A 23,029-nucleotide genomic window follows, 5' to 3' on the forward strand; every position below is an offset into this window, starting at 1 on the left:
TCATTGTAAATAAGATATTTGTAACTCGGTCTCAATGCTTATTAAGATTATTCTTAGTAGAATTGTTGCTACTTTATAGCAGGTCATCGCGAGATCAATAAGAATAATGCAGGACCATCGTAAGATGTGTAAGGTAACTGGGGTCTTTATAAAAGCATGATATGCACTAAGTTATGTAACTTACTCAGGTACAATGCAGACCGTATGCATGATAACATTGATATATATCGATCAGATGCTATAACACTTTTAAGGTCAAAACCTGTATTGAGCTTTAGATTACACTGATAATCAACTGCTCAATTATTAATATTAGTCTTATACGACGCATAAGACCCGCGCCTGAGAATATGAAGATAAGAGTCTCATTCGAAGTCTGATCATTTGTTAAAAATTCCGCATGTTGTATGCGTTCTATATCCTCCTACTCAGATCTATATGTTAGCGAGCGAGTTCCCCTCGTATGCCATATTTTTTGTTCTGTTATCGATAATTTCGGCGATGCCGGTGTCTGCTGGAGGCTTGCTCGGCAGTTAGCGAATGAATATAGCTGGAAAGTACATCTATTTATTGATAAATTATCTACACTTGCATACCTGGTGCCAGAGCTGGATACTAGGCGCGAGCAACAAGTGCTAGCTGGTGTCGATATTGAACACTGGCATGATCTTAAGTTTACTAAGTCGATTGCAGCGGCACTAAATATCTCCGATGTTGTAATTGAGGCATTTTCTTGCCACTTACCACCATTATACCTTGCTGCGATGGCGCAGCGCCCATCGCAGGTAGTTTGGATTAGCCTTGAATACTTATCGTCCGAAGACTGGGTGGTAGACTTTCATTTACGCACGGCGCCTCATCCCTACTATACACTGACCAAAACGTTTTTTTTTCCCGGCTTTGATAAGCATACTGGAGGAGTACTTTGCGAGCAAGACTTAGACGTACAACGTCGCAATTTTATCACATCGGTGGCCGAAAGGGAGTGCTGGTGGACGACTCTCGGGATACCGCAGCCTGATCCAACTACCATAATCGTATCTTTGTTTTGCTACAAGAATTTAGGTCTTGACTCGCTGCTCGAGCAATGGCGCGATGGAGTAGATCCGTTAATGCTACTTGTTCCGGAGGGTCAGATCTCCAAGTCTATCGCTCGGTTCTTTACCCATCTAATGGGATCCAGGAAATTTGTAGCGGGCATGCATGCAAACACATGTGCACTAAGCATCTATATTCTGCCGTTTACTAGTCAGCTTAGTTACGATAAATTGTTATGGAGCACTGATGTTAACTTTGTACGTGGAGAGGATTCATTTGTGCGCGCGCAGTGGGCACGCAAGCCATTCGTCTGGCACGTATATCCACAGGAGAATTATGCACACCTACCAAAGTTAGACGCAGTCCTTGCGCGTATTGGTTTGACACTAGAATCGTACCCCCGTGACGCATTAATACGCTTCTGGCAGGCATGGAATGGCAACACAACGTACGGCCCCCTAGATTGGAAAGATTTTATTCAGTATCGAGAGGCTTTTGAGTCACGCGCACACACATGGGCAGATGAGTTATCTTCCATAGGTGATCTAGCTAAACATCTGTCTATATTCGTCCAAAATACACTAAAATAGTAAGTTTTAAGATTGACACTAAACCATTCAATGTTGAGCATACTGTTAGCCCTTCATTATACCTATTTATCTAACAGGATAGTCTTATGAAGACTGCTCAAGAACTGCGTACTGGAAACATTATATTGATTAGAAATAATCCCATGATCGTGCAAAAAACTGAGTATAATAAATCAGGACGCAATACTGCAGTCGTCAAGCTAAAGCTAAAAAACCTACTGACTGGCGCTGGAAGTGAATCTGTATATAAAGCTGATGATAAGTTTGATATCGTCATGCTTGACCGAAAAGAAGTCACCTATTCGTATTTTGCTAATCCGATGTATGTATTTATAGATACTGACTATAATCAGTACGAAGTTGGAAGCGAAATAATGGGTAGTGCGTTATTTTATCTCAGAGACGGCATGGCCTGCGAAATTGTATTTTACAATGACAGGGTAATCTCAGTAGAGATTCCAACTACGCTTGTACGCGAAATTGTCTATACAGAACCTGCGGTTAAAGGCGATACCTCCTCCGGAAAGATATTTAAAAGCGCTAAATTATCCACTGGATTTGAACTACAGGTGCCACTATTTTGCAATATCGGTGATCAGATCGAGATCGATACTCGTACACATGAGTACCGAAGTCGCGCATAGTAGCACGTAGTTCGCCTTAATTCTACTCGGATACAGGTATGCTAACTAAGTATTAAAATCTACCTAACTTTGTTTTAAAAAACAAGTGAATGATAATAATGCGGAAAATTAACGGATAGTACTCTATTTCATCCCCTGACTTAGCAGTCAGGGGATGAAATAGAGTACTATGTTATATCAGATGTCGTAACCTCTTACGGTCAACCAAGAATACTAAAATAGCAGATATCTAATTGCTATAGATTTTATCGACATTACTACTAAATTATACTTGAATAGTATTCAGTAACATATGCATGTTGTTTCTAATGTAGTTTAGATTTATACGCTAGTACCAAGAGAAACGTGCAGCATTCTTTCCTACCATAGTGCAATGAGCTATTGCGCTATATAATAGTCTTTAGTATATCAACGCGATTAATATCTGTTGGTTTCGTCATTTACTGACAAAAATTTTTCTTACTATCAGTAAATCTTTGATCCATCTGAAATGCTACTCTTTCTTGGGAAGCTAACAACCAATAAAAATCCCTTCGGAAAACAAGCGATACTTCCAAAGATTTTCTATCTAAGTTAGACTACAGAAACTACTGTACCGTCGATAGACACAAAATACTGTGAGTATACATGGTGTATATACGGCTAGAAAATACTAGTAACTACTCAGTAGTAACTAGTATTGGTTTTCTATTAACTAGTATAAGATTATTTATAATTGTGCGTCAGATAAGCGGCGTATATAATATAAACGAAAACCTTTGAGTCGTTTTGAATTGGCCTAGTTTATTTTACTAGCGTATAATCTCTGATGTCTCTTACACTAGTCAATTACATGCAGTGTATATATGCATTGCCGTAAAGAAAAATCTGAGTCAATCTACAGCGGTTACTTAACTATTTACTCTAGGCTATCTATTAGCTTTCGCGCTTGGCAATAGCCGGAATGGCGCGATAAATCGCGCCATTTTAGTGAATTACCCTTTGGGGTTATCCGATTAATGATACCCTGAGATAGGGTATCGATGATATGCATACGCAGGAAATGCAGCACATCGTCGATTTCTTCCGGACAATTGCAAACGAGAACCATCCCGCATCCCGCATCGATCGCTGCATGCGCAGCCTCGGCGATAGTTCCAGCTTGACGAGCTGCCTCCATCGACAAATCATCGCTGAATATCACACCATTAAATCCAAGCCTACTACGCAGGATCTGCTTCAGCCAAATAAACGAAAAACCGACCGGTCGAGAATCGACAGCTGGATAAATAATGTGCGCCGGCATCACTGCGTCGAGCGATAAGCCAGGCCATTGATATGGCTGCGCATCATAAGAGAGAATCTCATCGAGAGTACGGGTATCAATAGGTACCTCAACATGTGAATCTGATTTTACGTATCCGTGCCCCGGAAAATGCTTACCACAAGCCGCCATTCCGGCTAACGTCAAACCATGCACGACACTTTTTGCTAAGCACGAAACAACTCTCGGATTAGAATGAAAAGCACGGTTTCCAATTACCTTGGAGCATCCATAATCTAAATCAAGTACTGGCGCAAAGCTCAAGTCGATACCACTCGCACGTAACTCTACTGCCATTACATAACCAATGGCTGTAGCTATTCGCATTGCTGCGATCGCATCGTTGTTCCATGACGTTCCTAGGGAACGCATCGGCGGCAATGACGTAAACCCATCGCCCCGAAAACGCTGTACGCGCCCACCTTCGTGGTCCACCGCAATAATTACATCTTTGCGTACATCGCGAATGGCACTAGTAAGATCAAGAAGCTGCGCACGGCTAGTATAATTGCGCGCAAACAAAACCACTCCGCCGGTTAAGGGATCACTGATTCGACGGATATCGTCACAATTTAATGAAGTCCCGGCAATATCTAGCATCACCGGAGCATATTTATACTTATGATTATTCAACTTAAGTTTTTGGAATTAATTATATGCAGATCTGTCACGATATTACGGTACATCTATTAATACATTGATTGATAGATCACAAAATATGCTATAAAAATTATATTTGTTGCCGACAGATGTTCCTAGATTGGGTGTGTAATCTCTTATCTGCCGTCTAGGTTGCTGAGCGTGATGGTCCACTAGCTTTTCTTTATACTATATATGAGCTCTTGCAAAAGAGTTATAGTATGTTACAGCTACACACGCGCTTCAATGATCAGCGCCTTCATTTTACGCACAGCTATCTCCCATCCCACAAAAATTGCATGTGCAACAATAGCATGACCGATATTTAGCTCAGTAATACCATGAATGGCGGCAATAGTCTGTACATTATTGTAGTGTAGACCATGGCCTGCATTAACTTTTAGGCCCAAAGACCGCCCTAGATCAACGCCTATAGCAATCCGCTCGAATTCTTTCTGTCGAGCATTATCAGCCGCATTAGCATAGCGTCCAGTATGGAGCTCAATTACCAACGCACCGCTTTCGTAGGCTGCTTGAATCTGTTCTAAATCGGCATCGATAAATAGTGATACTTGCGTACCTACATCTGCTAGTTGCCGGCGTGCCGACTTGATAATATCAAAATGTGTAACTACGTCTAATCCGCTTTCAGTAGTCAACTCGTCTCGCTTTTCTGGTACTAAGCAAACATTATATGGTCGTACATCACAAGCAATATCAAGCATTTCTCTCGTTAATACACACTCCAAATTCATTCTAGTCTTAAGTAAGGGTCGCAGAGCGTACACATCAGCATCAACAATATGTCGGCGGTCCTCACGCAAATGCAGTGTGATTGCATCTGCGCCAGCAGCCTCAGCTTGGAGCGCTGCATGCAATAAGTTAGGATACAAGGTTCCACGAACGTTACGTAATGTAGCGATATGATCGATGTTAACACCCAGTTCAATTGGGGATTGTAGCAATGGAGAAACGTTCATAAATTTTGAAGGTCGATTAAGACATGGCGCGTAGCAAGCGGCGTATTCCCAAGATACGTATTTAACAAAAAACGCATTAAGACTTTACTTTGCGCAATAGTTTGCGCACGAGAATAATCATCGCGCTCCATGTCGAGCAGCGTTTGTCCGGCAATGACTGGACTTCGAAATGTATCCTTCTGGGACTCTAGCATGTCTACATCGTATAAACCGCGCTCCGGATCAAACACATATGATCGACCAGTTACAACACTTTGCCTTGTCACGGTCCGATCAAGTGACGAGGCAAAGCCGGTCTCACGCAGCAAGAGAAGCTCAAACGAGCGCAATACTTGCACAGCTGGTTCTTGATCGGCAAGCCGTGTCAACGTTAACAAGTAATGATCAAATAACACAGTATACGGATCTTCCTGTGCACAAAATCTAACAAGCAACTCATTGACATAAAAGCCATATAGTAATGCGTCGCCAGCAAGCGGTCGCATACCGCCAATCCATTCGGCTTTAGTGAGAGTACGCATTTCCGACTTTCCGGCCCATGACAACCCAAGTGGCTGGAATGTTTGCAGCACGCCGCGCAACGCTGAATATGGTCTTTTAGCTCCTTTCGCAAGAAGTGCAAGACGACCGTGTGAGCGGGTAAACGCATCGATAATAAGACTCGTTTCTCGATAAGGGTGGGTGTGTAACACGAAGCCTAACTGATCAGCCATACGATAATCTGAATGCGATGAAGCAGTGCGGCAAATGGGGGGCAGAACAGTACAGCTTACTGGGGACTGTTGTGTAAGATCATTTGATATCGACATTGGAACGATATCATCCGCTTCGCTAGCATGAGGTTGGACTTTATCTGGATGACTCATCTAGGCTGTATTCGTACTCATAGGCGTATAATTTTACATCCGTATCTGCTCGGCTATTCTTAATTTTGACGAATGTTTCTAGATAAACTGGGGCATCGAAGAGCCTTGTCATATTAATTCGTGCCTCAGTATTAATCTGCTTAAGTTTTGCACCTTTTTGTCCAATAATCATTGCCTTATGGTTATAATGGTCAACAAGAATCGTTGCGAAAACCCGACGCAGGCGGCCTTTTTGTTCGAACTTCTCGATCTGTACAGTACTTGTGTACGGCAATTCATCTCCAGTCCAGCGGAATATTTTTTCCCGCAGGATCTCTTCTGCTAAGAATCGCTCACTGTGGTTAGTTAGCTTATTCTTATCATAGATAGGCTGACTGAATGGAAGGAATAACCTTAGTATTCTCAATAGACGTGTGATATCAGCGGGCCGTTTAGCACTCATCGGTACGACGTCTGAGAAAATGTACAATGGCTCTATTCTTTTTAAGAATGCAAACAGCGCATCTTTATCCGAAAGCTTATCAAGCTTATTTACGACTAATATCGATTTTGCTGTCTTTGGAATGAGCTCCTTGACGTGTCGATCGTTCAAATCATAATAACCCGCCTCGATCACAAACAATATAATGTCTACCAAAATCAGTGTTGATGTAATTGTACGGTTCAGTGCTAATCTATATTTAGTTTGGAAGCCAGGGGTGTCATAAAAGATAAATTGCGCGCCCTCTATCGTCCGAATGCCGGTAATACGGCACTGCGTAGTTTGTGCTTTGCGTGAGGTAATACTAACTTTTTGACCAACCAGGGAATTCATCAGCGTTGACTTGCCAACATTTGGGCGCCCAACAATTGCTATTGTGCCGCAACGGAAATCAATTGGTTCAAGATTCAAATTCATAGCAAGCGGACGCGCAGGAAATACCTGCTAACATGCGCACACAATACGTGCCCATGGCTGTCAAGTTTAGGGTTAAAGTAAAGCCGAAGTAGATCATGCTACGACAAGAACTAAATTACCAAAGTCAAATACTAAAATCTGCCAGGTGCGGCAAATGAGGTTCTATATCAGGTATCTCATGAAGCACCTGAGGCAGCTCGGTAGATATATCAAGCGCAGTAGTCGTAGTAATGGCTGGAGCTACCTTCGTCAATAAGACATCAGATGCTCTGACCACAGTGAGACCTTTATTATTAGTCATAATCGAGACAGCGTCCTGGTTCACTACGCTACTCTCGAACTTATGGTCATAACTTGATGGCCGCATTGCTTGCATTACTTGTCCTGATAGCTTTTCTAGACGCTTAGCTTTACGGCCCAACACGCTAGTAACATTTAGTGTTCTCTTCATCCCAGAGCTGCGCAGCTGTGCGCTTTTAGGCTCTAGATAAGCAAGGGGTTCTGTTTCCTGAAGACGTTTTAGCTTGCTGAGCAGGTGTGGCGCTATCGTTATCATTTTTTCGAGTGCCTTACTTGCAGCAGTCTGCTCAGCAGTGCGTCGACTAACACCAGTACCGAAAACCCTAATGTCGAGCTTAGGAACCGCACACTCAACCTCAAATTGTTGTTTATGAGCAGCACCCGCAATCGCGATTATTGCATAGCGCGGTAAAGCAATCTTATGGCTCTGAAGATACTCCTGCAATAGTGTTTTAGCATCTTTACCTAAGATACATGGATTAATTTTGTCTAAAATGGGGGCATATAATCGCTTAATTACGGCTTGAACTTGGTAAAATCCTCCATCTAAAAAAATCGCGCCTAGTAGTGCCTCAAACGTGTCGGCTAAAATTGATGGCCGTCGGAATCCGCCGCTACGAAACTCTCCCTCACCAAGCCGTAATACCTCCGAAATATTGAGCGTCTGAGCAATCTCGTATAGGGAGTGTTCCTTAACTAAGTGTGCCCGAACTCGAGACAAATCGCCCTCGTCAAGCTTGTTAAAACGTTGAAATAAAAGGGCGGCTACTACGCAGTTGAGAATCGAATCTCCGAGGAATTCAAGTCGTTCATTATGCGTAGCACTATAGCTTCGGTGGGTTATAGCCTGCCGCAACAATTCCGCATTACGGAATTCATAGTGCAGTCGGCTTTCCAGCGGTGACAAAGACATAGGTGGAAGTATAATGCAGTCCACTGCTTAAGTGGAGCAACTCTCGCGCTTTATTCGAAGAAGCCAATGCGCTTTAAACTTGAAAAGTTAAGCCAAATAAAAAATGCACGACCGATAAGATTACGATCTGGTACAAAACCCCAGTAACGACTATCTTCACTATTATCACGATTATCGCCCATTACAAAATAGTGGCCTGGTGGCACCTGACAAATCATGCCGTGGCTGTTATAAAGACAATTATTGCGATAAGGATAATCGTTTGTTTCAATTAAGAAAGGCGGTATAGTTGGATCATTTAGTAACGCATGACGCCTACCACCGAGCGTCTCGATATACTGCTTAACGTACTTAGCAGGTTGCCCAGATAGCACCGAACTATTATCTAGATAATCTGAGAACGGCGTTTCTACTACTATTTTACCATTGATTTTTAGCTGCTTATCTTGATATGAAATTATATCTCCAGGCAACCCAACAACGCGCTTGATATACGCGATTGACTCTTTTTTGGGATATCGAAATACGATAACATCGCCGCGTTGTGGATTTTGACCGGCGGTAATCTTCTTGTTGATAATCGGTAATCGAATCCCGTAGTTATATTTATTAACTAAAATAAAGTCACCGACAAGCAGCGTAGGTAACATCGAACCGGACGGAATTTTAAACGGTTCGACAACAAATGAACGAAGTAAGAATACTACTAATAGTATTGGAAAGAAACTTGCCGAATACTCAAGCCACCATGGTTGGCATAGTTTTTCTTCGCGAAGCCTTGCTCGAGCGCGAATAGCATCTTCGCTGAGAAAATGCTTGTCTATCCGACCATGTTCTTGAGTGTATCTGTGCACCACAGCGCTTGCGGCTCGATGACGACGAGGTAGAAAAATAAGTTTGTCTGCCACCCATACAATGCCAGTTAATACGACTAAGATAAAGAAGATAAGCGTAAAATTCATGAAGGATCTATTTTGGGTTATTTGTCTTCGACTTTAAGAATAGCTAGAAATGCCTCCTGAGGAATCTCGACACTACCAACTCTCTTCATTCTTTTTTTGCCTTCCTTTTGCTTTTCAAGCAGTTTCTTTTTTCGAGTAATATCGCCACCATAGCACTTTGCTAATACGTTCTTACGTAATGCCTTAATATTTTCTCGCGCAATAATATTCGAACCGACAACTGCCTGTATTGCTACATCATACATCTGCCTTGGAATGATCTCGCACATCTTTGAAGTTACCTGACGACCCCAAGACAGTGATTGTGATCGATGCACAATCACTGATAACGCATCAACAGTGTCACCGTTGATTAGCATATCAATCTTAAGCATATCTGATACCCGATATTCCTTAAACTCATAGTCCATAGATGCATAACCGCGAGATATAGATTTAAGGCGATCGAAAAAATCCAGAACAATTTCAGCCATCGGTATTTCATATGTGAGCTGTACTTGGCGACTGTGATATATCATGTTAATCTGATTGCCACGTTTGCTTGTACATAGATTAATCACAGCACCGATATACTCCTGGGGAGTATATAAGTTTACAGTTACTATTGGCTCACGAATCTCGATGATCCCAGATGGTTTCGGCATCTTCGCTGGGTTTTCAACCATAATGATTGAGCCATCTTTAATCAGTACTTGATAAATGACAGTTGGCGCAGTTGTAATCAGATCTATATTAAATTCGCGCTCGAGTCGCTCTTGCACGATCTCCATGTGTAGCAAACCTAGGAAGCCACAGCGAAAGCCGAAGCCTAGCGCTTGAGATACCTCAGGTTCATATTGCAGCGATGCATCGTTCAGCTTAAGTTTCTCCAGCGACTCGCGCATCGTATTGTACTGGTTAGATTTGACAGGATATAGTCCAGCGAACACCTTTGGTTTGACCTCTTTGAATCCGGACAGGGGCTTAGCTGCTGGCTTTGTCGAATGAGTAATTGTGTCGCCGACTTTCGCGGCTGTTAATTCCTTAATGCCAGAGATTACGAATCCTACCTCACCCGCAGATAAAATGCTTCGGTTTTGTGACTTAGGCGTAAATACGCCTACACGCTCGACCGGATACTGCGCGCCAGTTGCCATCATCCGGATTTTATCCTTCGGGCGTAACGCGCCATTCATAATTCGCACTAGCATTACAATACCTACGTAATTGTCGAACCACGAGTCAATTATTAGCGCTTGTAGCCTCGCTTGTGCATCGCCTCGGGGAGGTGGTACTTTGGCGATGAGTACCTCAAGCACGTCTTGTACACCTCTGCCAGTTTTTGCGCTGCATTGAACTGCATCTGTAGCAGAAATACCAATTACATCCTCAATTTCAGAAATCGCGTTATGCGCACTCGCTGCGGCTAGATCTATTTTATTAAGCACAGGCACAACTTCAAGACCTAACTCGATAGCGGTATAGCAGTTTGCAACGGTTTGAGCTTCAACTCCTTGGCTGGCATCAACGACGAGCAGCGCACCCTCGCAGGCGGACAGCGAACGACTTACCTCATAGGAAAAGTCAACATGGCCTGGAGTATCAATTAGATTTAGGTTATAAATGCGACCATCACGCGATAGATAGGTCAATGCAGCAGTCTGTGCCTTAATCGTAATACCACGTTCCCGCTCTAGGTCCATCGAGTCAAGTACTTGCGCTTCTATTTCACGGGCCGCCAAGCCGCCGCATAATTGGATAATTCTATCAGCGAGCGTCGACTTACCGTGATCGATATGCGCAATGATTGAAAAATTACGAGTATTACCCATTCAATGCCCATTAAGCAAAAAGGGTAGACGCAAATAAGAGCGGATTACATATTTCGGTAAAATTAAGGATTGTACATATTTGCACATTTTATCGAAATTGCATCTGATTAAGCCTGGATAAGCACACTATTGCCTAATAAATCAGCTATCATCTGCGTGATGTAACTGCCTCGATATCCCCCCTAATAGCAATACAGATATCCCATATCTTATTGCGACTGTAGTAATAGATCCCCTAATATGTTTAGGCAAGATCGATAGCGCGCTTACCAGTCTTGATTTATCATTACACTATTCTCGTGACTTCTGTACTGGTGCAGCCCTCGGCTTAACTGGAATAAACTGCGTGTTATCGCCACGGCGCACTAGTAAAGCAATATTTTTTTGAGGGTTGAGTTTCTGCATGAGCAGCGCAAATTGTTTAGTATTCGCAACGTCAGTATCGCCGATTCGCAGGATAATATCACCCCGCTTTAATCCGGTGTGAACTCCTGGTCCGTATACGTCATCAATTTGAACACCCCCCGTCAAATGCATCGATTTGAGTTGTTCTGGCGATAGATCGCTGATAGCTAGCCCAAGTTGGTTAAATTCGTGATCGTGCGATGGAGCATGCCGACTAGTTTTTGCCTTCATCGTTATGTCCGGCTGCATCTCAGATATAACAACTAAAAAATCTTTTATTTTTCCTTTACGCCAAATAGTTAGCGTCGCCCGAATACCGGGCTTAGTTTCACCAATCATCCTCGGCAGGTCTGTCGCTGTATTTACATTGCGCCCATTAAACTTCAGGATAATGTCTCCTGGTTGTACGCCGGCTTTATCGGCTGAGCCATTTATCTCGACGCTGGATACTAGCGCACCCTTAGTCTTAGCTAGACCTAGAGATTCTGATACTTCTTTAGTGACCTCACTAATTGATACTGCGATACGACCTCGTACGACACGCCCATTAATCTTCAACTGATCTGAAACGCGAATTGCCTCATCGATCGGAATAGCAAAAGAGATTCCCATATAACCGCCGGTACGGCTATAGATTTGCGAGTTGATGCCAATTACTTCGCCCTTCATATTAATTAATGGCCCACCCGAATTTCCTGGATTAACTGCAACATCAGTTTGAATAAATGGTAAATAATCTCCGGTATCACGCCCCTTCGCACTAACAATGCCAGCGGTAACCGTATTCTCTAGTCCAAATGGGGAGCCGATTGCTACAACCCATTCTCCAACTCGGACTTTATTCGAATCGCTAATTATTACCGTCGGCAGATTTTCCGCATCAATCTTCACAAGCGCGACGTCGGTACGCTCATCTACGCCGATTAACTTTGCTTTGAATTCACGTTTATCAGTTAAAGTTACATAAATAGTATCCGCATCGTGTACCACGTGCGCATTAGTCATCACATAGCCATTAGATGACAAAATAAAACCCGATCCTACGCCACTGCTTTGCTCGGAATCTGCTGGATCTTCTAAACCCCCATCTCCTCCGTGAGAAGAGTCTGGTTTGCCTGGCTGTTGTGGTAACGGAATTCCAAAGAATCGTCTGAAAAATTCAGACATCTCGCCTTCCTCTAGACCCAAAGGTGGGCTTGTCAAACTCCGCTGTTGCGCATGCGTAGCGGTACGAATATTGATAACTGCTGGACCTACTTTATCAACTAGGTCAGTAAAATCTGGCAGGTTAGAGGCAGGTGGTGCACCAGCTGCGCACAGGTACACTAACGGAATACAGATGGTTATAAAAACCGCGAGCAGGAATCTGCGCACCGGATAAATACTCATATTGTCAACAAAAAGAAAAAACCGTGCAAGACCTCGATCGAGGAGTCTTCTATTCTATAGAAGAAATGAACTATAAAAGCATAATCATCGACACTCCGCCGTACATGGAATCTAATAATTACTATTGCGCCTGACTGGGATATGTGTAGCCAAACTTGCACTAGAGGCTTTTTCTCAGGAATTTTGTTTACATATGGCTCGACAAAAATTGAGATCACATAAATTTTATCAGAAAACACTGCCAAACTATTGACAGTAGTCAACGCTGATAGATCAGATAAATTATCAGCCAACGAAGTCTCTACACACTGAGAAATTTTGGAATATAATTCCACGATTTATTATCTTACCATCTCTATATTGGTACGTTCTATAGGTATTCATGGATTCATAAGATTCTGCTTACCATTACACCAACTGAGCCCCCCCTATAACAAGCAATTTTCTAAGTACTTACTATCCTCATCTAATAACTGCTTGCGAAATAGTACATTAGTTTTCTTACTATTTATATAACCTACTACCTATAAAATACTTAATTTTCTTCATGCTTGCATATTTGCATATGCATATCTTTAGAAGCAAGCAATATAGACTTGGTCGAGTACATAATTATCACTATTTCTACAAAATATGCGATAAATTTACCGCACAATCACCTTTAGATAAAAATTACTCGTGGATCTATGGTCACACCGCTTGATATGAATATAATTTCAGCTAATTAGCTGTCTCGTATTGATTAGAAAATGTATTATCAATCAGATAATTTCAACGTAGAAACCATAGTCTCGCAAAGCAAAATCGTATAGCTAAATTCGGCAGCAGCGCAACAGTATGTTTTCTCCGCTAAATATTGATTAATCCATATTATATATAAACATGCCCATATCTTCCCGAACGCTGTTACTCGCTGGAGTTGGACCTAATCATATCCCCACATGACCTAAGTCATGTGGTTAGCAAGTTTTCATTTCCAAAGCTTTTTATTTTAAAAACTAGAAATACAGCGCTGTCATGCTAATCTTCACCGCATATTGCTTCGCTAACATAATCATCTAATGGTGATTTATGCAGAAAACACCGATCAGATAAAAAATCTATTTTGTAGCATATAGCATTGACAGGAAACCTGTAAACCTAGGCGATGTGTGTTTACTATTGTATATCTATCATCTTTCTACGATTTCCTATATCTAGGAATACGATCGAAAATTTCCCTGTTACTTTCGGGCTAATTTAGCTACTATGGTATATATTTTATAATTTTCTCTAGTTTAACCGTCAACCTTGTAGGTTCTGTTTGTTCCTTTCTACCCTACCATCGTTTTCCTATTGGTGGATCTAGTAACGGTCTCAACCTTTTTGCAATAGATTCGCGAGCCCGGAAAATCCGAGATCGAACAGTACCGATTGGGCACTTTATCATCTTAGCAATTTCCTCATAGCTTAATCCCTCGATCTCTCGCAGAATAATCGCTATTCGCAATTCTCTAGATAACACCGCTATAGCAGTGTTGACTGTTTGAGCGATCTGCTTACTCATTAACACTGATTCGGGAGTATTGATATCTTTTAGAGAGGCAGTGTCAGAGAAAGTTGCAGCCCCATCTATATCCACTGTAGTAGATGTTGGCACACGTCGCCCCTGCGTTGAAAGATAGTTCTTTGCGGTGTTGACGGCGATTCTATGCAGCCACGCATAGAATGCAGACTCGCCTCGAAATTGTGGAAGTGCTCGATATGCTCTAATAAACGCATCCTGCACAACGTCTTCAACTTCAGCTGGATCTCGTACGAGACGAGAAATCAGCCTAATGATCTTACGGTGGTGTTTAGCAACCAAGAGGTTAAACGAAGCTTTGTCACCCTGTTGTATGCGCTCGACTAATGCTTGATCGATTTCTTTTTCGCTCACCTGAAAAATCCGTTGTTGTATAGATTTCGACTGCAAAGATTCTATTGAGGTATATTTTTAGTTAAGCAAGCCTAGAAATAAAAATCCTGCGAGGATACCAGCGATAAATAGCCCATCGGATAGCACTAACACTAATATGATAGTGCTATCCGATGGGCTATTTCAATTGCGTTCTGCTACCTATGCATTAGAATGCATGAAGCACAACTTTAAGAAGACATAAATACCTAAGGATGCAGTGTACTGTTATTGGTATGCATTTTTAGTAATGCCTAGCGCTGCTAAGCATTACTAAAACATAAATAACTTATGCTCTTAGAGCGATAGTATTAATGTAATTTCCAGTGCAGCAGTGCTATCTGTTATTAAACACGCTTAAATACTAATGTCCCATTCGTTCCACCGAAGCCAAACGAGTTCTTTAAGGCGACATTAATCTGCATATCTCTCGCATTATTTGCACAATAATCCAGGTCACACTCCGGATCTTGATTAAAAATATTGATTGTCGGCGGCGATATCTGGTAATGAATAGCTAACACAGTAAATACTGATTCCAATCCACCCGCACCACCTAGCAAGTGGCCGGTCATCGATTTTGTCGAATTTACGACCATGTGCTTTACGTGGTCACCGAAGGCGCGCTTAATGCCGATGGTCTCTGCTAGATCACCCAATAGCGTTGATGTGCCATGTGCATTTAGATAGTGGACTTCATCTAAATTTACTCGAGCGTTCTTTAACGCCGCTAGCATACAACGACGCGCTCCGTCGCCATCCTCGAGCGGCGATGTTATATGGTAAGCGTCAGCACTCATGCCATATCCAGCGACTTCGGCATAAATATTCGCGCCTCGCGCCTTTGCACGCTCGTATTCCTCAAGCACCATAACGCCAGCACCCTCACCTAATGCGAAGCCGTCACGATCTTTATCCCACGGACGACTAGCAGTAGACGGATCATCATTGCGACGCGATAGCGCGCGAGCTGCAGCAAATCCACCGATGCCTAGCGGAGACACAGCCGCTTCGGCACCACCGGCTAGCATCACGTCGGCATCACCGTATTCAATCAGCCTCGCTGCCTCGCCGATACAATGTAGTCCCGTCGTACATGCGGTTACCATCGCCAAGTTTGGACCCTTCAGGCCGTAACGTATTGATAAATGACCTGAAATCATATTAATGATCGAGGCTGGAACAAAAAAGGGGGAAATCCTCCGTGGTCCGCGACTAAGCATTTCAGTTTGCGTCACTTCGATCATTGGCAGACCGCCAATACCTGAGCCAATAACAACACCTATACGTTCTAAATCCTCACTTTCGGTGTCGATGCCAGCGTCTGTCATAGCCTGAACACCAGCTGCAAAACCGTAGTGGATGAACGCATCCATATGGCGGGTTTCTTTGGCCACCATATAATCCTCAATATTAAAGTTCTTAACTTCACCAGCAAAACGCGTTGAAAAATTCGACGCGTCAAACTTCGTAATATTAGCAATCCCCGATTTACCAGCGACCAAGATCGCCCAACCGTCGGCAACGTTATTACCAACGGGCGAAATTAGTCCTAGGCCGGTAACTACTACACGACGACCGCTCAAGATATTTCCTTTGATAGAGAACTAAAATTAAAAGCCACAGAAGCTACACGGAACTCCGTAAGCCCTGTGGCTGTGATCCACGAAACTCTAAAATATAAATTCTCAAACTTTAACGTGAATCCTTGCGTAGTCGATTGCCTGCTGGACTGTCGTAATATTTTCGGCCTCCTCATCCGGAATCTCAATACTGAACTCATCTTCTAGAGCCATTACAAGTTCAACAGTATCGAGCGAATCAGCGCCTAAATCGTTGATAAAAGAGGCCTCGTTCTTGATTTCCGCCTCAGCTACACCGAGCTGCTCTGCGACGATTTTCTTAACACGCTGTTCCATACTGTCCATGCATCCCTCCAGGGAAAATGAGTTCAAAAATGCAAGTGCGCGCATTTTATCAGGTTTATCCGGCATCAAAATGAGGCGCAATTGCACCCTCACAATGCTTACAGCATTGTGGTGAGCATTGTAAGTACCTGTTAGCACATATACATGCCACCATTGACGTGTAAGGTCGTGCCCGTAATATATCCAGCCTGTGCCGAAGCGAGAAATACAACTGCGTTAGCGACGTCTTCAGGCGTACCTAGTCGGCCTAATGGAATCTGAGTGTGGAGTGTTGCTCGCTGGACTTCTGGCATCATACGGGTCATATCTGTATCAATAAAACCCGGTGCCACACAGTTTACAGTAATGTTGCGGCTACCAATCTCGCGTGCTAACGCTCGCGTCATTCCAGCTACTCCCGCCTTGGCTGCTGCGTAATTAACTTGACCTGAATTACCGGTTGAACCAACAACCGATGTAATGCTAATAATGCGCCCGACACGCGCCTTAATCATTGGTCGTAACACGGCGCGCGACAGGCAAAATGTGGCCTTAAGGTTAGTATTAATTACCGCATCCCACTCGTTGTCTTGCATTCGTATGGCAAGCTGATCCTGCGTAATACCAGCATTATTTACAAGGATGTTCAATGTCCCGAACTCTTTAACTACTGAGTCAACTAACGCATCGACTGCGCTGCTATCATCAACGTTTAGTACTACACAACGACCAACAATATCATCAGCGCGCAGCATGTTATTCATTAAAGATGAGCTACTATTAGACCTAGTAGTACCAATTATCGTCGCACCAGCACGACCAAGCATTAGAGCAATTGAGCGGCCGATGCCACGCGACACACCAGTAACCAATGCAATTTGTTTATCGAGCAATTTCCCCATTTCGTCTTATCTCCGAATTAATGATAAATTCTGCGGGCGATAGGAATTCAATACCTCAATAGTTCCAGCGTCTCATTAATGGACGCTGGATCAGCGATTGCGCTACTCACCAGGTTAGAATCAATACATCGCGTCATCCCGGATAGTACTTTTCCGGGGCCGCACTCGATCACATGCGTAATCTTCTGTGCAGCGATCAAGCGCACACATTCCACCCATCGTACAGGCGAAGCCGCCTGGCGTACGAGCGCATCTTTTATTCCAATCGGATCTGAGACTATTGCTACATCAACATTATTAATCAGTGGAATCTGCGGCACGCGTACGATGACATTAGCTAGATATTCTCGCAAATGCTCAGACGCTGGTTTGAGTAGAGACGAATGAAAGGGTGCCGATACCGGTAGTAATACCGCGCGCTTCGCGCCTTTAGCTTTAGCAATTTTACATGCCTTTTCTACGGCTATCATATGGCCTGCAATAACGATCTGTGTTGGTGCGTTGAAATTAACCGCCTCGACGATGCCAACAGATCCTGCGTCAGCGCAAGCCTCGAGCACGGTGTTATTATTCAGTCCTAGGATTACCGCCATTCCCCCAGCCTGCTTTTGCACGGCCTGCTGCATCGCCTCTGCACGAAAACGTACTAGCAACACTGCATCGCGAAATGTAATCGCATCCGCAGCAACTAGCGCTGTATATTCGCCTAGGCTATGGCCAGCAACAACTACTGGTACCTCGCCTCCGGCCTGCCTCCACACGCGGTAAATCGCATATGCCGCAGAAAGCATTACCGGCTGCGTATAGATAGTTAAGTTCAGTTGATCGGCCGATCCATGTGCAATCAAATGCCTAACATCCTGGCATAATATATCAGATGCTTCCTCAAGCGTCTCTTTCACGACAGGATGATCGCCGAATACGTCAAGCATACCGACTGATTGCGAACCTTGTCCGGGAAAAATGAACGCGAACTTCATATCGGTCTCGAAAAAAGTAGAAACAGCATGTGGTGAAAGGGTGAAAGGGCGCAATAAGCACTTTTATGCCATAACAAGTTTACATGCAAATAATTACTGCGCCCCAGGTAAATCCCCCACCAACGCCTTCGATTAACACTCGGTCGCCAGATTTGACGCGTCCATCACGGACCGCCACATCCAGTGCTAGCGGAATTGATGCAGCCGAAGTATTTCCATGTTCACCAAGCGTTACAATCATACGCTCTACTGGTAACCCAAGCTTTCGGCATGTGCCGTACATAATCCGGATATTAGCCTGATGCGGAATTAGCCAATCGATTTGGTCCGCAGACATATTGGCTTTAGTCAGCGCTTCTCGTGCCACCTTCTCAAGTACGTTTACTGCAAGTTTAAATACTGCGGGCCCATCCATATGCAGCAGCGCACTACCTTGAATAACGCCACCATTAACATGGCCCGGCGCACACAAGATGTGCGCATAGCTGCCGTCAGCGTGGAGCGCGCTAGCTAACATCCCCGGACGATCTGATTCGGTAAGCACGACAGCACCAGCACCATCGCCGAATAGTACGCAAGTAGTCCGATCTCTAAAATCAAGTAGCCGAGAAAAAGTTTCAGCACCAATCACTAGAGCATTACGATACGTGCCGCCGCGGATTAACCCATCAGCTACCGCTAGCGCATACGCAAACCCTGAGCAAACCGCTTGCACGTCGAATGCTGCACTGCCATTACGTATACCAAGCTTATCCTGAACCAGGCAAGCTGTGCTCGGGAATATGAAATCGGGCGTTGATGTAGCGACAATAATTAGTTCGATCGCCTGAAAGTCAATACTAGCCGCTACTATCGCGCGCTGTGCAGCTATCAATGCAAGGTCACTGGTGGTCTGATCAGGCGCAGCAAAATAACGAGAATGAATCCCAGTCCGCGCTACAATCCATTCATCGCTTGTCTCAATTCCATTCTGCGCAAGCCGTTTAGCTAGCATCTGATTAGTGACATAAATCCGCGGAAGATAGCTACCAGTACCAAGAACACGCGAGTAAGAATAAGCCATTATACATTCGAGGATAACTTGACCAACGTCTGAGTGCCGATTTTTCGGGGCTGCTAGTAGTCGCATTCAAAAGCATTTGTGTATCAGATATATGAGATTCACCAAAAGCGCTGTTAGCAGTACGAGCAAGGAGAGCGGTATTTTCCTTAGATTTTATTTAGACGCTGCAGAGCACCGTTTTTGATAGCATCATATCCGCGTTTGATAGCCCACTCAAACGCGTGCGCATCTGCTGCACCGTGACTTTTAATCACCAAGCCGCGCAATCCAAGCAGCGCAGCGCCATTGTACTGACGCACATCAACCCTCTTTTTAAAACGGGATAACACTGGTAGTGCAAGCAGTGCTATAAGCTTCGTAGCCCATGAGCGACTAAACTCTTCACGAATAATATCGGCAAACATCTTCGCGAGTCCTTCGGATGTTTTTAATGCAACATTACCGACAAAACCATCGCAAACAATCACGTCGATCATACCTTTGTAAATATCGCTTCCTTCGACATTTCCGTGAAAATTGAGTGCGCTTGCGCGCAGCAGTTCGCCAGCACGCTTGATAATATCGTTTCCCTTAATTACTTCTTCGCCAATGTTTAGTAACCCAATCGATGGGCGGTCCTTGCCATCAATCGCAGACACAAGTGCATGGCCCATTTCAGCGAATTGCAACAAGTTATGAGGACCGCAGTCAACATTCGCGCCTAAGTCTAACATCGTGGTATATCCCTTCTGGTTCGGCAGGGCGCAAGCAATTGCGGGTCGATCGATTCCAGCTAATGTTTTAAGAACGTACCGCGACACCGCCATCAAAGCGCCCGTGTTACCTGCTGAAATGCATGCTTGCGCACGACCCTCCTTCACTAAATTCAGGGCGACACGCATTGACGAATCCCTTTTCTTGCGTAGAGCGACTTCGACGGAGTCATCCATTGCAATGACCCCACTCGCGCCGATGATAGATAGTGTGAGCATGTCAAATGTCTTATATCGATTGAGCTGCGTTCGGATTAAATCCGGCAAGCCTACCAACACAAGTTGCACATCTGGATGTGCCCGAACGAAACTAACTGCGGCAGGAACTGTAACGGTTGGACCGTAGTCACCTCCCATGCAGTCGATTGCGATCTTTATTGTAGTCATGGGATGCTGGAAATCTTAGACATAAAAAAGCGGCATATTAATGCCGCTTTTTTATTTAACGAATAAGGTAATCTACTTGTAAGAGAAAGGTAAATCGGGCGACTATTGCTGCTAAATAGTTAATCGCTTTTAGGCTTAACGACCTTTTTTCCGCGATAGTAACCATTCGGACTAATATGGTGACGCAGATGAATTTCACCAGTGCTCGGCTCAATCGCTAGTGGCAATACATCCAGAAAATCGTGTGAACGGTGCATACCGCGCTTTGATGGGGATTTTTTATTTTGCTGAACTGCCATGGTAGCTCCAAAATTTCGATCATTTTAACATAACCCACTACTTCACCGGCCTAAATATATATTGTAATATATTACCCAGATCAAACTGACTGCTGCAGAAAGTTTACTCATACTAAGGCGTTAGCACAGACTTTCACTTGTGCCCATAGGTATTTCGAGCGTGGCAAATAGATATACTCGTTGTAGTTTGTTTCTCTGTAACAATATGTAGGTTCGACAATAGTGGATCCTGTGTATCTAAATCGAACTATATGCCCTAACTGGCCATAAAAAGATTTTTTATTTATTTTTTTGTTAATTCTAGAAAATCGAATTAATGAAGTATGCATCATAAACGTAAGGAGTTAACTCATCTGCCAGTAATTGGCTGCTAACTAAGTCAATTTACGCATTCCAAACTCTATCACTTATTGAAACTATTACTAGATCTATTTATGATGATGAACGCTATCTCATAATCTATTAAACCCCCCCCGCTTATCTCATACGTTGCCACTTAAACCTCTCACTCTAATAAACAAAGCTAGATACAACAAGCTACTGTAGTTTGGCGTTTATGGTCTCATAGATACAAAATCATTATCGTTTTATTGCCTTTACGTACTAGGTGCTTAGCTGGCATCTGGTGTATGAGCCAGGTGCTATCCGCAGTTAAATCGTGTATTTCAGACTGATTTCGCCAACATGCATTCTATAATCACGCCGAGCTCCACTCGGCAGCTTATTCTCGCCTCTAGCTCACCATATCGGCGTGCATTGCTTAATCGGTTGCGCATAACTTTCGACGTTGAGGCACCATCTATTGATGAAACTGCATTTCCTCATGAGAAGCCGTCTGATACCGCCCTACGACTAGCCGAATCAAAGGCTCGCACCGTAGCTGTAAGCCGGCGCAATGCGTTAGTGATCGGCTCGGATCAGGTTGCAACGCTTGCTGGACGGAAAATTAACAAGCCAGAAGACCATATAAGCGCCCTAGAGCAGCTTCGTATGATGCGAGGTCGTAATGTTCACTTTCATACCGCGGTGTGCCTTTATGATCCACACAACGATATACAGCGTTGTGTGGATGTTATCACGCGGGTACGATTTCGGAACTTGTCCGATATTGAATTAGATGCTTATTTGAAGATAGAGCGGCCCTATAACGTAGCCGGTAGCACTAAATCCGAAGGACTTGGTATTGCCTTGCTGGAAGAGGTTGACAGTAGCGACCCTACTGCTTTAGTAGGCCTGCCGTTAATCGCATTAACCAATATGCTACGCGAGGCTGGCGTAGCATTATTTAATACCACCGACCCCTCTACTAAAGGGCTAGACATATGAGCTACTTTCTTTGATTAGGACCTACAAATACATTATTGCTGCTACAGCACTAGCATCTTTCCAAAACTATAGATTGCTTACATCGCACACATTACCATATGTCGTCAAAGTGCGAAAATTACATAAAGTTTTCTACAAATAAGTTTATTTCAATACGGACTAGACATTAATATCCGACGAATTGAATGTCAATGCAAAGCGAGTGTCAAGATCTACTAATAGTTAAAGATAGCCTTGTTCTGCTAGCGCTGCCGGATGAAAATAGCGTCTTGTGCAGAGGGTGTTGTGTGTATCATTAATCACCAAATAGCTGAACACTTTCAATTACATATAAAAGTAATGACTTTCATCACCTGTATATTAAAAATATCTGGTTTCTTGATTCTTGAGAGCTATTGATCGGCATAGCTAGAGTACCAGTGAATCTATATTATGATTTTAGTACTCTTACTATCATCTGGAAATTACCTGAAATACACTTAGTTTTTTCTACTATCTTAGCTTAGTATAGTTTTATTTCATTTTATAAATAAACTACGCATACCATGATTTTATCACTCTCTCGCCATCATAGATCAAGGCATATTTCGCAAAACGTCACATATTCTCGATACCATTATTGGGCTTGGAAATCAACATTAGTAGTGCCCGCTTACTAGACTAAGGCCAATCGATAATACTAGCTTGAGCCTTATCGGGTACAACCCCATCGGATCTTATTGGAAATGGAAATAGCTAC

At 43.5% G+C, this 23,029-nt stretch carries 18 protein-coding genes and 1 pseudogene; 3 read left to right on the top strand and 16 right to left on the bottom strand.

What is annotated here, in order from left to right:
* Window positions 1–407: 407 nt before the first annotated feature.
* Together earP and efp are read left to right on the top strand one after the other, a co-directional pair.
* Window positions 408–1,628, top strand: a complete 1,221-nt coding sequence (gene earP, locus GKR41_RS02885; protein WP_226809679.1) for an elongation factor P maturation arginine rhamnosyltransferase EarP — start codon at window positions 408–410, stop codon at window positions 1,626–1,628.
* A gap of 86 nt (window positions 1,629–1,714) precedes the next feature.
* Entirely contained in the window at window positions 1,715–2,272 is a 558-nt protein-coding gene (gene efp, locus GKR41_RS02890; protein WP_226809680.1) for an elongation factor P, read from the top strand.
* A gap of 898 nt (window positions 2,273–3,170) precedes the next feature.
* Here the strand turns inward: efp and nagZ are convergent.
* The 16 genes and pseudogenes from nagZ to rpmF form a co-directional block, all read right to left on the bottom strand.
* Window positions 3,171–4,175 carry a beta-N-acetylhexosaminidase gene (gene nagZ, locus GKR41_RS02895; RefSeq protein WP_226810243.1) on the bottom strand — a complete coding sequence of 335 codons (1,005 nt, stop codon included), beginning with the start codon at window positions 4,173–4,175 and terminating at the stop codon, window positions 3,171–3,173.
* A 269-nt stretch (window positions 4,176–4,444) separates the two neighbouring features.
* Window positions 4,445–5,194: a pyridoxine 5'-phosphate synthase gene (gene pdxJ / locus GKR41_RS02900; protein ID WP_226809681.1), complete on the bottom strand. Its 750-nt coding sequence runs from the start codon at window positions 5,192–5,194 to the stop codon at window positions 4,445–4,447.
* A complete protein-coding gene (recO, locus tag GKR41_RS02905; RefSeq protein WP_226809682.1) occupies window positions 5,191–6,060 on the bottom strand; it encodes a DNA repair protein RecO in 870 nt (289 codons plus the stop codon). Before recO ends, pdxJ begins: the two co-directional genes overlap by 4 nt.
* On the bottom strand, window positions 6,044–6,958 hold the full coding sequence (gene era, locus GKR41_RS02910) for a GTPase Era (RefSeq protein ID WP_226809683.1): 915 nt from the start codon (window positions 6,956–6,958) through the stop codon (window positions 6,044–6,046). The genes recO and era overlap by 17 nt, the downstream gene beginning before the upstream one ends.
* Before the next feature lie 475 nt (window positions 6,959–7,433).
* A pseudogene (rnc, locus tag GKR41_RS03990) lies at window positions 7,434–8,171 on the bottom strand (ribonuclease III); the annotation flags it as partial.
* A 50-nt stretch (window positions 8,172–8,221) separates the two neighbouring features.
* On the bottom strand, window positions 8,222–9,133 hold the full coding sequence (gene lepB / locus GKR41_RS02920; protein WP_226809685.1) for a signal peptidase I: 912 nt from the start codon (window positions 9,131–9,133) through the stop codon (window positions 8,222–8,224).
* Window positions 9,134–9,150: 17 nt separating this feature from the next.
* On the bottom strand, window positions 9,151–10,944 hold the full coding sequence (lepA, locus tag GKR41_RS02925) for a translation elongation factor 4 (protein WP_226809686.1): 1,794 nt from the start codon (window positions 10,942–10,944) through the stop codon (window positions 9,151–9,153).
* 291 nt (window positions 10,945–11,235) lie between these two features.
* A complete protein-coding gene (locus tag GKR41_RS02930; protein WP_226809687.1) occupies window positions 11,236–12,738 on the bottom strand; it encodes a DegQ family serine endoprotease in 1,503 nt (500 codons plus the stop codon).
* Between the two features lie 1,318 nt (window positions 12,739–14,056).
* Window positions 14,057–14,656: an RNA polymerase sigma factor RpoE gene (gene rpoE / locus GKR41_RS02935; RefSeq protein WP_226809688.1), complete on the bottom strand. Its 600-nt coding sequence runs from the start codon at window positions 14,654–14,656 to the stop codon at window positions 14,057–14,059.
* Window positions 14,657–15,021: 365 nt separating this feature from the next.
* Window positions 15,022–16,260, bottom strand: a complete 1,239-nt coding sequence (gene fabF / locus GKR41_RS02940; protein WP_226809689.1) for a beta-ketoacyl-ACP synthase II — start codon at window positions 16,258–16,260, stop codon at window positions 15,022–15,024.
* 102 nt (window positions 16,261–16,362) lie between these two features.
* Entirely contained in the window at window positions 16,363–16,602 is a 240-nt protein-coding gene (gene acpP, locus GKR41_RS02945) for an acyl carrier protein (protein WP_226810244.1), read from the bottom strand.
* Between the two features lie 131 nt (window positions 16,603–16,733).
* Window positions 16,734–17,483, bottom strand: coding sequence for a 3-oxoacyl-ACP reductase FabG (gene fabG / locus GKR41_RS02950; RefSeq protein WP_226809690.1), 750 nt, complete (start codon window positions 17,481–17,483; stop codon window positions 16,734–16,736).
* Window positions 17,484–17,530: 47 nt separating this feature from the next.
* On the bottom strand, window positions 17,531–18,463 hold the full coding sequence (gene fabD, locus GKR41_RS02955; protein ID WP_226809691.1) for an ACP S-malonyltransferase: 933 nt from the start codon (window positions 18,461–18,463) through the stop codon (window positions 17,531–17,533).
* A gap of 79 nt (window positions 18,464–18,542) precedes the next feature.
* Entirely contained in the window at window positions 18,543–19,526 is a 984-nt protein-coding gene (locus GKR41_RS02960) for a beta-ketoacyl-ACP synthase III (RefSeq protein WP_226809692.1), read from the bottom strand.
* 146 nt (window positions 19,527–19,672) lie between these two features.
* Window positions 19,673–20,665 carry a phosphate acyltransferase PlsX gene (plsX, locus tag GKR41_RS02965; RefSeq protein ID WP_420885649.1) on the bottom strand — a complete coding sequence of 331 codons (993 nt, stop codon included), beginning with the start codon at window positions 20,663–20,665 and terminating at the stop codon, window positions 19,673–19,675.
* A gap of 119 nt (window positions 20,666–20,784) precedes the next feature.
* Complete coding sequence (gene rpmF, locus GKR41_RS02970) at window positions 20,785–20,964, bottom strand: 50S ribosomal protein L32 (RefSeq protein ID WP_226809693.1); 180 nt, start codon at window positions 20,962–20,964, stop codon at window positions 20,785–20,787.
* A gap of 684 nt (window positions 20,965–21,648) precedes the next feature.
* On the opposite strand from rpmF, the gene GKR41_RS02975 reads away from it, so the two are divergent.
* Entirely contained in the window at window positions 21,649–22,290 is a 642-nt protein-coding gene (locus GKR41_RS02975) for a Maf family nucleotide pyrophosphatase (RefSeq protein ID WP_226809694.1), read from the top strand.
* Window positions 22,291–23,029: the final 739 nt, after the last annotated feature.

The sequence above is a fragment of the Candidatus Vallotia laricis genome (assembly GCF_020541325.1).
In the GTDB taxonomy this organism is placed as follows: Bacteria; Pseudomonadota; Gammaproteobacteria; order Burkholderiales; family Burkholderiaceae; genus Mycetohabitans; species Mycetohabitans laricis.

What these genes read in the sequence shown, in the direction of transcription:
- earP (WP_226809679.1), top strand. Translation starts at nt 408, where the DNA reads ATGCGTTCTATATCCTCCTACTCAGATCTATATGTTAGCGAGCGAGTT.
- efp (WP_226809680.1), top strand. Translation starts at nt 1,715, where the DNA reads ATGAAGACTGCTCAAGAACTGCGTACTGGAAACATTATATTGATTAGA.
- nagZ (WP_226810243.1), bottom strand. Translation starts at nt 4,175, where the DNA reads ATGCTAGATATTGCCGGGACTTCATTAAATTGTGACGATATCCGTCGA.
- pdxJ (WP_226809681.1), bottom strand. Translation starts at nt 5,194, where the DNA reads ATGAACGTTTCTCCATTGCTACAATCCCCAATTGAACTGGGTGTTAAC.
- recO (WP_226809682.1), bottom strand. Translation starts at nt 6,060, where the DNA reads ATGAGTCATCCAGATAAAGTCCAACCTCATGCTAGCGAAGCGGATGAT.
- era (WP_226809683.1), bottom strand. Translation starts at nt 6,958, where the DNA reads ATGAATTTGAATCTTGAACCAATTGATTTCCGTTGCGGCACAATAGCA.
- lepB (WP_226809685.1), bottom strand. Translation starts at nt 9,133, where the DNA reads ATGAATTTTACGCTTATCTTCTTTATCTTAGTCGTATTAACTGGCATT.
- lepA (WP_226809686.1), bottom strand. Translation starts at nt 10,944, where the DNA reads ATGGGTAATACTCGTAATTTTTCAATCATTGCGCATATCGATCACGGT.
- GKR41_RS02930 (WP_226809687.1), bottom strand. Translation starts at nt 12,738, where the DNA reads ATGAGTATTTATCCGGTGCGCAGATTCCTGCTCGCGGTTTTTATAACC.
- acpP (WP_226810244.1), bottom strand. Translation starts at nt 16,602, where the DNA reads ATGGACAGTATGGAACAGCGTGTTAAGAAAATCGTCGCAGAGCAGCTC.
- fabG (WP_226809690.1), bottom strand. Translation starts at nt 17,483, where the DNA reads ATGGGGAAATTGCTCGATAAACAAATTGCATTGGTTACTGGTGTGTCG.
- fabD (WP_226809691.1), bottom strand. Translation starts at nt 18,463, where the DNA reads ATGAAGTTCGCGTTCATTTTTCCCGGACAAGGTTCGCAATCAGTCGGT.
- GKR41_RS02960 (WP_226809692.1), bottom strand. Translation starts at nt 19,526, where the DNA reads ATGGCTTATTCTTACTCGCGTGTTCTTGGTACTGGTAGCTATCTTCCG.
- plsX (WP_420885649.1), bottom strand. Translation starts at nt 20,665, where the DNA reads ATGACTACAATAAAGATCGCAATCGACTGCATGGGAGGTGACTACGGT.
- rpmF (WP_226809693.1), bottom strand. Translation starts at nt 20,964, where the DNA reads ATGGCAGTTCAGCAAAATAAAAAATCCCCATCAAAGCGCGGTATGCAC.
- GKR41_RS02975 (WP_226809694.1), top strand. Translation starts at nt 21,649, where the DNA reads ATGCATTCTATAATCACGCCGAGCTCCACTCGGCAGCTTATTCTCGCC.